Below are 11,241 nucleotides of genomic sequence, written 5' to 3'. Positions count from 1 at the left end.
CGCTTCGTCAACGGTTTCGACGATCCGGGCGACTTTTACCACTGGTTCATGACCCCGAACGCCGGTGCTGAGTACTTAAACACCGTACGCGACAATGCGCTGACAGCTTTGGAGCATTAATGTATGACGGTCCTCGATTCACGTACCAACAACAAAGTCTCTACGGCTTCAAGGGATTGCTGACTGCCCGTCGTTGGTCGAGGTAGTAGCTATGAACCTCAACGACGTTCTCGCACAAGCACTTCGTGTCAATGGCGTCGAAGTGATGTTCGGGGTCATGGGTGATGCGAACATGTACCTCGTTGACTCGTTTCATCGAAATGAGAAGGGTCAGTTCGTTGCGTCGGCGAACGAAAGCGGAGCGGTATTGATGGCAGCTGGATACGCTGCGGTAACGGGCAAGGTCGGAGTGGCGACTGTGACGCACGGCGCAATCGCTAACTGTGTAAGTAGCCTCCTAGACGCGGCCCGGGGCCGCTATCCTTTGCTGGTGGTAGCAGGCGACACCGCTCGCTACGACGCCTACAACCTCCAGAACATCCCGCAGCGTGAGGTCGTCATGCCGTCGGGGGCGGGCTATCGGCAGGTACGCGCGCCCGACACCGCCGTGATCGATCTGACTGGTGCGCTCACACAGGCGGCCAGCGAGCGTCGACCAGTCGTGCTTGAATTGCCTGCCGACTTCCAGCAGGTCGAAGTTGCAGGGGGAGTCGGCCGGCCACAGCGGGTCGCCCGTGGCGTGCTCTGTCCGGTGGTCGAGGGCCTCGAAGACGCCGCGGGGATGATCATCGGCTCTAATCGGCCACTTGTCATCGGCGGGCGCGGTGCCGGCGCACCGGGCACTGCGGACACGCTCCGGCGATTCGCTGAGCGCATCGGCGCACCTGTGGGGACCACGTTGCGTGGTAAAGGCCTGTTCGCCGGCGACCCTTACGACATCGGCATCGTCGGCACTTTATCGCACCCGATTGCGTCCGAGGTGATCGGGCGCGCTGACTGCTTCGTCGTCTTCGGTGCAGCGCTTAGCGCCCTGACCACGTTAAAGGGCGAATTGCTCACGGGGAAGCGAATTGTCCAGGTCGATACCGACGAGTCCGCCTTCGGTCGCTATTTCCCGGTGGACACTGCGATCGTCGGTGACGCGGCGGCGACCGCAATGGGTCTGATCTCCCTGATGGACCAAGCAGCGGCATCGCCGTCTGGTTTCCGCAGCCCCGATCTCGCTCGGCGGATCTCCGGCTGGAAGGAACAGGACCGCGCAAAGGCGGACGGAGAGGGGCCGCTCAATCTCACGGGCGTCCTGCACAAGATCAACGAGATTGTTCCACGGAAACGCACACTCGCGATCGACGGTGGCCGCTTCTCACACGAGGCTTTACGTATCCTCGAAGTGGACCGGCCGTGGAATTACGTTCACTGTCTCAACATCGGACATATTGGGATGAGCACTAGTTACGGCATTGGTGCCGCGAAAGGCCGTCCCGACATACCGTGCCTGGTCGTCGCTGGCGACGGCGGCTTCATGCTCGGCGGGCTCGCGGAGTTTAACACCGCGGTGCGCAACCGGCTCGACGTGGTGGTGTTGGTGTTGAACGACGGCGCGTACGGCGCTGAGTACTACCGGTTCGTAGAACAAGATCGGGATCCGGCGCTTGCGACATTCGATTGGCCCTCTTTCGCGACGGTGGCTTCAGCCCTAGGCGGCACGGCGCTACGGATCGAACAGTGGCCTGATTTCAAGAAGTTAGAGGAGGCCGTGCGCCCTGGATGCGGGCCAATCCTTGCAGAGGTAATCCTCGATGTCGATTCGATCCCAGACCCCGGCGAGCACTGACCGGGCGAAGGAGCGCGAGGACGTCAAGCAAAGATCGCTGGATGTCGATCAGCGTGCGCGCGGCTGCAAGAGTTGGAGGGGCGAGCCGTCGTGTGAGCTGTCAACCAACTCGCGGTAGCGAGCGTCAACGACGCACCCGGGCCCACCGCTGCCAACGGTCAATCGAACAGGTCTGGCTGTTCGCGACTAATGCGCTCATAAATCGGCTGGAAGCTGAACCATCCGACGAAGTGTGTTCCAATCTGTCCGGCAGTTCGTTCGGCCATCTGCGACTCGATCAACACTGGGGTACCAGCGGCTTCGGCCATGAGTTGCGCCTGGCATGAACGTTCCATTGTGATGAACCACCACGCTGCCTCTTCGACGGAGCGGCCGACCGTCAGCAAGCCGTGGTTCCGCAGTATGATCGCTTTACGATCACCTAGGTCGTGGGCGATCCGCTTCCCCTCTTCCAGATCCAGAACGACGCCAGAGTAGTTGTCGAACAATGCGTGGTCGCCATAAAACGCACATGCATCCTGCGTGATCGGGTCGAGAAGCCGGCCAAGAGTCGACCAACTCTTGCCATAGACAGAGTGAGCATGAGCTGCGCTTACGACGTCTGGACGAGCCATGTGCACCTGGGAATGGATAGCGAAAGCTGCCCTGTTCACCGGGCGATCGCCTTCAACGACCTCACCATCGTGGCGCACCAGCAGTAGATCTCGGACACGAATGTGACCGAAGTGCATCCCGAACGGGTTCACCCAGAAATGGTCAGTGAACTCGGGATCGCGTGCAGTGATGTGACCAGCGACACCCTCGTCGAACCCGCATTTGCTGAACATCCGGAAGGCGGCCGCTAAGTTCCGTTTGCGATGAAGCCGCTCTTCGTCGATCGTGTGATTCTTTTCGGGTAGCAGTGTCGCGGCATCGCCAGTGGCAATTTTCTCGACGAACTGCATATCTTCCTGGGACATAGTTCCTCCTTACCTTTCGCCATCAGAACGGTAACCCCGGCACCAGGGAGATCAGGGGGATCAGGGGGTGACGCTTTATCAAACTCCGCATAATGACGCCTGTTCACTAGTTTGTTAGCCGATCAACTGTCGGGATAGTCGGGATGTCGCGATGCCAGCCGGTAGGAGCCTGAATGGAAAACGAGGGGTTCGCCGCCTGGTGCGTCATAGGTCTCGACTTCGCCCAATAAGATGATGTGGTCACCCGCTTCGACCCGTTGGACCGTGCGGCATTGAAATGTGGCCAATGCACCCGCTAACAATGGCGCACCGCGACAACCCTCAGTGACCGAAACACCTAAGAATTTGTCGACGGCCGGCGTTGAGAACTGGCGTGATAGGTCGTGTTGGTCGGCGCGGAGGATATTTACCGCGAAATGACCAGCGGCCGTCAAGTCCGGTAGGCTGGGAGCTTTCTTGGCAAGGCACCACAAGATTAGCGGGGGGTCCATGGAGACTGAACTGAACGAGTTCGAGGTTACGCCGATCTTGCGGCCGTCGGGAGCGCGGCTCGTGATGACGGCAACCCCAGTGGCGTACTGACCGAGCGCGCGACGCAGTTCCCGGGTATCGAAGCGGCCTGTGTCGGCTCGCCGCTTCTCGGCAAGGATGCGCTGAGCTTCTTCTGCGTCATACCACCAGTTCTGTGTGGTACGGGGGTCGTTGAAAGCTTCCACAATGCTCGCCGCGAGGCTAGGTGAGTTGCTGGCATGTTCGAATAGCGAGAGCACATGTGGCATGGGCGGGCGAAGCATGGCGTTGGTCCAGGTAACCGCCCACTGTGCCCATCCGCGCCAGAATTTGTCAAAGGCCTTTTCCATCCAGTCCCGATCGAATTCGTTATCGCCGCGCTCCACGACTGCGTCGAGATAGATACCGGCAGCCTGTGCCGCGTTATTTGAACCTTGCGCAGTAACAGGGTCGTTGAGCACCACGGCATCGGCCATCCCGAGCACATGAGCCCCCGACGGTAAGATCCCGACGGGATGGCGCACAATGGGTGTCGTGCGCGCACGCAGGACAGCGCCGTCGTCGGTAAGCTCGATGGCTCCGCACCGCGCCCACTCGTGCGGGAAATGCTCAGCCAGGATTTCTTTGACACGGTCTAGGTGCTGTCTCGGTGAGCGGACGTCACACCAATGATCGAGTGGACCACCAGGTACGGCTTCAAGTACGACGATGTGACAGGGGCCTGTGATGGTGAGCGCAGGTAGGATAAAGCACTCTCCAACACCGGGTATCAGGTTGATCGACATGTCGGCGCCATCGGGGTGTTGGGCCAGCTTTCGCACATAGGCGATTGCGATCGTTCGCTGCGGCCGGTAGAACCGGGACTTCTCACGGTCAGGTGAGAAGAGCCTTCCGAGGTCACCCTTGCCGGTGGAGACGATTACCAGATCGTGGTTGTCGGCTAATTCCTCCAGTTCGGAGATACCTACCTTGGAAATAATTAGCTCACCACCGGACGCGGCGAATTCGTCTAACCAGGCTGAGCATTTAACTCGCTGATCCACCGATTGCGCGTAGTACTGCAATCGGGTGGTGAAGCTGCCGTGTGATTTCACCTCAATGGAGACTTGTTCGATTCGAGGACATATCTGCGCCCAATTGTCTGCGCCGAGTTGCCGTTCGATGGACAGGCCCGAGTCGAACATGCATTGGCTGGACATGACGGATCCGAACCGGAGTTCGGTCGACGTGCGGTCCGTCACCAACGTCACGTTGTAGCCCCGCCTCAGCAGACTGCACGCAAGTAATGCGCCGGACTGGCCGGCCCCGACAATAGCAATTGGACGCTCCTTGATTGGCTTCCCGCCTATGGGACTCATGGCACCGTTCCAGCCTTCATCCAAAGCTGGGCGGTTGTCCCACTCACGGGTCGCCAACGGCGGTGCCGGGTGCCCTGCTCGCCCTCGCGAATCAGCTCCAAGCGCGGTCGCGGCCCGTCGGTCCGGCCCGTGAAGGGCTTCCTGCTGCCGGCCTTGAACTGGTCGGGCCAGTCCGCTCCGCGGCCGGCATAACCTTGGTCGGCTGCAGCGTGCAGCGCCCAGTGCGGGTTGTAGAGATACGTGCGGCCGATGGCCACGAGGTCGGCGCGTCCCGCGAGCAGCACCGAGTTGACGTCGTCGTAGGAGGAGATCGCGCCGACCGCGACGACGGTGACGCCGTACTTCTTTCCGATCTCGTTGCGGATCCGGTCCGCGAAAGGGGTCTGGTAACTGCGGCCGTAGGCGGGCTTCTCGGACTTGACCACCTGGCCGGTGGAGACATTGATGGCGTCCACGCCGTGCTCGGCAAAGGCGCGGGAGATCTCCACGGCCTCATCGATGTCGTTGCCGCCCTCGAACCAGTCGGTCGCCGAGATCCGCACCGACAGTGGGCGGCCCGCAGGCCACGCCGCGCGCACGGCTTTCAAGACCCGCAGCGGGAAGCGCAATCGATTCTCCAGCGTCCCGCCGTACTCGTCGGTGCGGTGGTTCGACAGCGGCGACAGGAACGACGACAGCAGATACCCATGAGCACAGTGCAGTTCGAGTAGGTCAAACCCGGCACGCGCGGCGGCCCGCGTGGACTCGATGAACTCCGCCACGACCTTGTCGAGGTCGGCTTCGGTGACCTCGCGAGGGACCTGGCTCACAGGCGTGTATGCCAGCGGCGACGGCGCGATGAGCTCCCAGTTTCCTTCGTCGAGCGGCTCGTCGATGCCCTCCCACATCAGCTTGGTGGAACCCTTGCGGCCCGAATGCCCAATCTGCACACCGATCTTCGCGGTGCTCTGGGCATGGACGAAGCTGACAATCCGCGTCCAGGCTGCCTCCTGCTCAGCGTTGTACAAGCCGGTGCAGCCGGGGGTGATCCGGCCCTGGGGCGAGACGCATACCATCTCCGTCATCACCAGCCCAGGCCCACCGAGCGCCTTGCTGCCCAGGTGCACCAGGTGGAAATCGTTGGGCACCCCGTCGACGGCCGAGTACATGTCCATCGACGACACCAAGATCCGGTTCTTCAACTCCAACTGCCCGATCCGGTACGGCTGGAACATCGGCGGCGCATCCAACGGGCCGCCTGCGTGTTCGGGAACTCCCCCGCTGCGCAGCTGCTCCTCGGCATACCAGCGGTCAAGGTCCGCCACGAACTCTTTGTCACGTAAACGCAGGTTGTCGTACGTGATCCGACGACTGCGGGTGAGGATGTTGAAGGCGAACTGCTGCGGCTCCTGATCAGTGTACTGGCCGATGTTTTCGAACCACTCCAGGCTGGCCTGCGCCGCACGCTGGGTGGATAGCACCACCGGACGGCGCTCAGCCTCATAGGCTTCCAATGCCTCGTTCAGAGCGTCGTGCTCGTGCAGGCAGGCGACCAGCGCCAACGCGTCCTCCATCGCGAGCTTGGTACCGGAGCCGATCGAGAAGTGCGCGGTGTGTGCGGCGTCGCCGAGCAACACTACGTTGCCGCGGCGCCAGGTCTCGTTGCGCACGGTGATGAAGTTGGCCCACCTAGAGTTGTTGGTGAGCGCCTCGTGTCCGTCGAGGATGTCGCCGAGCAGCTCGGTGACCAGCGCAATCGAGCGCTCGTCGCTCTCGCCAGGGGCGAACGGCCGATCCGCGAATTCCGCGAAGCCGGCTCGCTGCCACACCTCGTCGCGCATCTCCACGATGAAGGTGCTGCCGTCGGTGCCGTACGGGTAGCCGTGAACCTGCATGATGCCGTGCGGCGTCTCGCGAATATAGAATTTGAAGGCCTCGAAGACCATGTCGGTGCCCAACCACATGTATTTGTTGTGCCGGCGGTCGAGGCTCGTCCCGAAGTCCTCGCAGTAGCGGTCACGGATGGTCGAGTTCACTCCGTCGGCAGCCAGCACGAGGTCATAGTCCGCGCTGAGTTGCTCGATGTCGGGTGCAACGGTGTTGAAGTGCACAGGAACACCCAGCTCGCTGCAGCGCTGCTGCAGTATCAGCAACAGGGTCTTGCGGCTCATCGCCGCGAAACCCTGCCCACCCGAGCTGTACACGGTGCCACGGAAGTGGATGTCGATGTCATCCCAGCTTGCGAACGTCTCCTCCATCCGTCGGTAGACCGTGGTGTCCGCGTGCTCGATACCCCCGAGCGTCTCGTCGCTGAACACCACACCGAATCCGAAGGTGTCATCTGCGGCATTGCGCTCCCACACGGTGACCTCGTGAGCAGGGCACAGTTGCTTGGCAAGCGCTGAGAAGTACAGGCCGCCGGGACCTCCCCCGACTATCGCGATTCGCATGGCGCCTCCCTGCCGACGTCTTCTCGTTCACTATATAGTGTATTTTTGACTATCGTCAAAAATACGTTGGAGGGTTGTTGCGGATGCGGGCCACAGCGGGCCGTTGGGCGGTGGCCGGTCGTGTCCGCCACCGGGCTGTCGAGTCGCCCGGTCATCGCGCGGGCATGCGCGGGTCGATGAGCTTGTTGCGCTGCAGCTTACCGGTGCTGGTGTACGGCAGAGTGGTCCGGAACTCTATGCTGCGCGGGTATTTGTAGGGTGCCAGAAGCTGTTTCACATGATTTTTCAGCTCGAGTGCCTTCGCGTCGTTCCCGACCACGCCGGGCCGCAGGACAACCGCGGCGTGCACGATCGCGCCGCGGTCCGTGTCGGGGATCCCGATCACGGCGCACTCGGCGACGTCGGGATGCTGTTGGAGCGCACGCTCCACCTCGGGTCCGGCGATGTTGTACCCGGACGAGATGATCATGTCGTCATTGCGGGCCTGATACCAGAAATAGCCGCCCGCATCGCGAACGTAGGTGTCACCGGTGATGTTCCAACCATCCTGCACATATTCGGCCTGCCGAGGGTCGTTGAGATAGCGGCAACCGGTCGGTCCGATCACTGCCAGCCGACCCGGTGTGCCGTCAGGCACGGGGCGGCCGTGCTCATCGACGATGGCCGCGCGAAATCCCGTAACCACGCGGCCGGTGGCGCCGGGCCGGATGTCCGCGCCCTCGGCGGAGATGAATATGTGCATCATCTCGGTCGCCCCGAGGCCATCGATGATGCGGATCCCGGTGCGCTCGTGGATCTCCCGCCACACGGATTCGGGTAGATGCTCGCCGGCGGACACGCAGCGGCGCAGTCCGGCGAGCGCGTCGATGTTGTCGGTTCGCAACAACGCCCGGTACGCGGTGGGGGCGGTGAACAGAATGGTCGCACCGTACTGGCGTACCGCGGCGGCAAGCTCGTCCGGTGTGGGCTTCTCGAGCAGTAGCGTGGACGCCCCGACATGCAGGGGAAAGATAACCAGCCCCCCGAGCCCGAAGGTGAAACCCAAGGGTGGGGTTCCGGTGAACACATCATCGGGGGTCGGGTGCAGCACGTGGCGGGAGAACGTGTCGGCGACCGCGAGGACATCCCGGTGGTACTGCATTGTAACTTTAGGCTTCCCGGTGGTTCCCGACGTCGGTGCCAGCAGCGCGACGTCGTCGGCAGCCGTGTCCACGTTGGTGAACTCGCCGGACTTCAACGTCGCCCGTGCCACCAAGTCGCCGCTCCCGGCGCCGCCGTATACAACGGTGATCACCTCGCCGGCGGCCTCAAGCAGGTCGGCGACGATCCGGTGATCGCACAATGCGATCACCGGATGGGTCAGGTCGATGAGCTTGCGTAGCTCGACGCTGCGCAGTAGTGGCACCGTCGTAACGGCCACGCCACCGGCTTTGAGCACACCGAGCCAGCAGGCGACGAGCCAAGGAGCGTTCGGTCCGCGCAGCAGCACCCTTCCGCCGGGGATCAGCCCGAGGTCCTCGGTGAGCACCTGCGCAACCTGATTGGAACGTCGCAGCAGATCCCCGTAGCTCCACGATTCGGTCGCCGACATCAGGCAGGGCCGATCGCCGAATTCGCGCACCTTGTCGTCGAGCAGCACGGTGGCGCAGTTCAGCCGCTTCGGGTAGCGCAACTCCGGGAGAGTGAACTCGAACCGGGGCCACTGCGCCCGCGGCGGCAAGTTGTCCCGACAGAAGGGATCGAGATGCGCGGTCACGGCCAGCGCTGATGCAGTCCGGGCCATAACCGACCTTCCCGCAAGAATTCAAGCACCGATCTGAGTATATCTGATTCTGGACGGACGTCAAGCAGAGACCATATACATATTGTGTGTGCCCCTGCTGCGGTCGGGGGTCCCCGAGAGAAGGTTTACGGGAGACGACGACTGTCGCCGACGTCGCCGCCCGATGGGCTGCCCTCATCGCGGACGGTTCGAGGGCGCAGTATTGGGAACGGTTCTGCGAGGCCCTGCCCGCGACGCTACGCAGGTAATCGATCGGATCAGGCGGGCACGTAGGCCACGCCCTGGATCTCGACCAGTGCCTCGAGGTCCCACAGGCGAGTCACACCGATCGCGGCCGTGGCGGGATAGGTATCGCCGATCAGCCGCTTCCACACCCGACCGATCTCGCGGCCGTGCGCCTTGTAGTCGTCGACGTCAACGAGATAGATGGTCAGACTGACCAAGTCCCGCGGTGAGCCCGCAGCGGCCCGCAGCGCCGTCAGCAGGTTCGTGAGCGCCCTTTCGAACTGCTCAACGATGGTGTTACCCACGATTTTTCCGTCCACATCGAGTGCGGTCTGCCCGGCCAGATGGACCGCGCTGCCGCCGCCGGCGCGCATCGCGTGCGAGAAGCCCGACGGCTTACCGAGCGCGGGTGGGTTGATGTGTTCGATGCTCACTGGCGCACCATCCTTGTGTCGGTGGTCTCATGACTGAACCGTTCCTCCGTCGACGTTGATTCCCTGCCCGGTCACCGCCCCGTTGAGTACGCAGAAGTGCACTGCCGCGGCGACCTCTGCCGGGTCGATGAGCCGGCCGATCGGCTGCCGACGAGCTAGCGTGGTGCGGGCATCCTCGACGGAGCGTCCGGTCCGCTCACTGATTGCGTCGACGGTCTGATCGGTCATCGGGGTGTCCACATATCCCGGGCACACTGCGTTGACGGTGACCCCACGCCGTGCGTATTCGGCCGCGGCCGATCGCACCAGTCCCAGCACCCCGTGTTTGCTGGCGGTGTACGCGCTGACCTGGGCCTCGCCCCGCTTGGCGACCACCGAGGCGATCACCACGATCCGGCCCCATCCGGCCCGCAGCATGGCCGGCGCCGCACGCCGGATGCAGCGGAACGGTGCGGTCAGGTTCAACTCGAGCGCGCGGTGCCACATGTCGTCAGTGGTGTCCACCAAGGATGCGGCCGCCCCGAAGCCGGCGTTAGAGACTAGAACCTCGGCCGATCCCCACCGGGCTTCCAACTCGCGGAAGATCTTCTCGACGTCATCAGGATCGGTGACGTCGGCCGCGATGGCCATGGCCGCGCCGCCCACCGCGGCCGCGACCTCGTCGAGATCCCGCTTCGATCGAGCCACCAACGCCACCCGGTGCCCCTCCGCCACCAAGCGTTCGGCGACTGCGCGGCCGATCCCCTGGCTCGCCCCGGTCACCAGGCAGGTCCGAGCGATTGTCACCGGAACGCCGGGATTCCGGTGACGGCCTGACCCAGGCTCAGTGCGTGCATCTCTTCGGTGCCCTCGTAGGTGGCCACCGTCTCCAGATTGGCCATATGCCGCATCACGCTGTGTTCCAGCGTGATTCCGGCGGCCCCCAGCATACCGCGCGCGAGGCGTGCCACCTCGAGGGCGTTGTGGACGTTGGCGAGTTTGCCGTAGCTGATCTGCGCCGGATGCACACCGCGATCGTCCTTGAGCCGACCGATCTGCATGGCGACCAGCTGTGCGTTGTTCACCGCTATCACCATGTCGGCCAGCTTGCGTTGGGTGAGCTGGAACGCCGCGAGGGGTTTGCCGAACTGCCGCCGTTGCATCGTGTAAGAGAGTGCTTCCTGGTAGCAGGCGCGGGCGGCGCCGGCTGCGCCCCACAGGATTCCGTAGCGCGCTTCGTTGAGGCAGCTCAACGGCCCCCTGAGCCCGCGCACCTCGGGGAAGGCTGCCGACGCCGGCAGGCGCAGGCCGTCGAAGACCAGCTCGGCGGTCACCGACGCGCGCAGCGACAGCTTGTGGTGGATCGGGTTCGCGGTGAAGCCCGCCATCTCGGTCGGGACGACGAATCCGCGGATTCCCTCGTCGGTGCCCGCCCACACCACCGCGACGTCGGCGAAGGTGCCGTTGGTGATCCACATCTTAGTGCCGTCGATCACCCAGTCGTCGCCGTCGCGCCTGGCCCTGGTACGCATCGAACCAGGGTCGCTGCCCGCATCGGATTCGGTGAGCCCGAAGCATCCGATCGCCTCGCCGGCCGCCATTTTCGGCAGCCACTGCTGGCGGTGCTCCTCGGTGCCCCAGTGGTGGATGGCGAACATCGCCAGCGATCCCTGCACAGAGACGAAGCTGCGCAGCCCGGAATCGACGGCCTCGAGTTCGCGGCACGCCAC

8 protein-coding genes and 1 pseudogene are annotated in these 11,241 nt (G+C 63.3%); 2 read left to right on the top strand and 7 right to left on the bottom strand.

The genetic code is table 11. The annotated features are described in order from the left end of the window. Positions 1 to 211: 211 nt before the first annotated feature. Positions 212 to 535 (top strand): annotated as a pseudogene (locus AC2VOU_RS15050) (thiamine pyrophosphate-binding protein); the annotation flags it as partial. Between the two features lie 216 nt (positions 536 to 751). After that, positions 752 to 1,834: a thiamine pyrophosphate-binding protein gene (locus tag AC2VOU_RS15045; protein WP_486958105.1), complete on the top strand. Its 1,083-nt coding sequence runs from the start codon at positions 752 to 754 to the stop codon at positions 1,832 to 1,834. Between the two features lie 158 nt (positions 1,835 to 1,992). Here the strand turns inward: AC2VOU_RS15045 and AC2VOU_RS15040 are convergent, their stop codons facing one another. The 7 genes from AC2VOU_RS15040 to AC2VOU_RS15010 all read right to left on the bottom strand — a co-directional run. After that, positions 1,993 to 2,793, bottom strand: a complete 801-nt coding sequence (locus AC2VOU_RS15040) for a class II aldolase/adducin family protein (RefSeq protein WP_486958103.1) — start codon at positions 2,791 to 2,793, stop codon at positions 1,993 to 1,995. Between the two features lie 122 nt (positions 2,794 to 2,915). Next, entirely contained in the window at positions 2,916 to 4,544 is a 1,629-nt protein-coding gene (locus AC2VOU_RS15035; protein WP_486958102.1) for a flavin reductase, read from the bottom strand. 113 nt (positions 4,545 to 4,657) lie between these two features. Beyond that, complete coding sequence (locus AC2VOU_RS15030; protein WP_486958101.1) at positions 4,658 to 7,090, bottom strand: bifunctional salicylyl-CoA 5-hydroxylase/oxidoreductase; 2,433 nt, start codon at positions 7,088 to 7,090, stop codon at positions 4,658 to 4,660. 151 nt (positions 7,091 to 7,241) lie between these two features. Beyond that, positions 7,242 to 8,711 (bottom strand): AMP-binding protein, encoded by a 1,470-nt coding sequence (locus AC2VOU_RS15025; protein WP_486958104.1) that lies wholly within the window; start codon positions 8,709 to 8,711, stop codon positions 7,242 to 7,244. 419 nt (positions 8,712 to 9,130) lie between these two features. Then, a complete protein-coding gene (locus AC2VOU_RS15020; protein ID WP_486958100.1) occupies positions 9,131 to 9,532 on the bottom strand; it encodes a RidA family protein in 402 nt (133 codons plus the stop codon). Positions 9,533 to 9,559: 27 nt separating this feature from the next. Next, entirely contained in the window at positions 9,560 to 10,318 is a 759-nt protein-coding gene (locus AC2VOU_RS15015; RefSeq protein ID WP_486958099.1) for an SDR family NAD(P)-dependent oxidoreductase, read from the bottom strand. Then, positions 10,315 to 11,241: acyl-CoA dehydrogenase family protein (locus AC2VOU_RS15010; RefSeq protein ID WP_486958098.1), on the bottom strand; the 927-nt coding region annotated here is incomplete at its 5' end. The genes AC2VOU_RS15015 and AC2VOU_RS15010, both read right to left, overlap by 4 nt.

This window comes from Mycobacterium sp. TH-M25 (genome assembly GCF_057473665.1).
Note: the sequence above shows the minus strand (reverse complement) of the source record. Positions and strands in the feature narration are given on the sequence as shown.